Origin of the sequence: Pseudomonas sp. Pse1 (assembly GCF_024519635.1) — a bacterium.
In the GTDB taxonomy this organism is placed as follows: Bacteria; Pseudomonadota; Gammaproteobacteria; order Pseudomonadales; family Pseudomonadaceae; genus Aquipseudomonas.
The window spans coordinates 1-601 of the sequence record NZ_JALJRO010000073.1; the positions used below are offsets into that span (position 1 = coordinate 1).

Annotated in this window: 1 pseudogene; it reads right to left on the bottom strand. The window is 62.6% G+C overall.

What is annotated here, in order from left to right:
• Window positions 1-601, bottom strand: a pseudogene (locus NR126_RS28425) (DUF2235 domain-containing protein); the annotation flags it as partial.

The following is a 601-nucleotide window of genomic DNA, read 5'->3' on the forward strand; positions in this document are numbered from 1 at the left end:
ATCTGTTGATTGCCATCGGCCCAACTCATATGACCGGTTGCCCCCGGAAAAATATCGGCGAGCCCTACCGAGGCCACGGTATCCAGCAAACCCAGATACTCGACGCTGACGGGCAGCGTCAGGTCGCGCAACGCCAATGACGGCGTTGACGCGGTCCGCGACAACAGGCCGTTGAGCCAATTGACAAAGGCCCGGGCCGCCGCAGCGCCGCGGGAAAAACCGTAGACATACAGACGTAGGCCCAACAGTCTCGAGCGGCCGGGATTGTAGTCAGACAGCGCGATGCGCAAGGGCTTCTCGAGCGCATCGAGCTGCCGGCGAAACTCGTTGGACCGATTGGCGCGGCCCATCGCGGATTCCATTCCCGGCAAGGTGCCCATGGCCTTGACTGCCCGGCTCTGGGCCGCGTAATCCAGACGCGGCAATTCCAAGGCTCGCCGCAAGGCATCAATCAGCATCATCAACCCCCAGTTGACCCGTTCCTCGCCATACGCGGCGGTGGCCAACCCGAGGGTGGTGTAATCCAGGTCGCCGACTTCCGCAAACGGGGTGCCGACGCCGGGCATGTAGTACTTGAAATAGTCGGCATTGCCGAGCACCG